This window comes from Paraburkholderia sp. SIMBA_030, assembly GCF_046535245.1.
Lineage (GTDB): Bacteria > Pseudomonadota > Gammaproteobacteria > Burkholderiales > Burkholderiaceae > Paraburkholderia.
The window spans coordinates 1-255 of record NZ_JAWRXB010001062.1; the positions used below are offsets into that span (position 1 = coordinate 1).

A 255-nucleotide genomic window follows, 5' to 3' on the forward strand; every position below is an offset into this window, starting at 1 on the left:
GCTCGGCCCGCACGCGCACGGTGATGCGGCCGCCTTCGGGCGTGTAGCGGATTGCGTTGTCGACCAGATTGCCGAGCATCTCGCGCAGCATCACGGGATTGCCGTCGACGTCGAGCGGCGCGTCGTCCTCCGGGCCTTCGTAACCGAGGTCCATGCGCTTCGCGAGCGCGGCCTGCACCCAGTCGCGCACCGTGCGGCGCGCCAGCGCGCCGATTTCGACCGGCTCGAAGGTCAGCCCGCTCGCGCGGTTCTCGG

Annotated in this window: 1 protein-coding gene; it reads right to left on the reverse strand. The window is 71.4% G+C overall.

What is annotated here, in order from left to right; translation table 11 throughout:
- Positions 1–255, reverse strand: a 255-nt coding sequence (locus SB772_RS43275; RefSeq protein ID WP_410838934.1) for an ATP-binding protein, incomplete at both ends; no start/stop codon positions are given.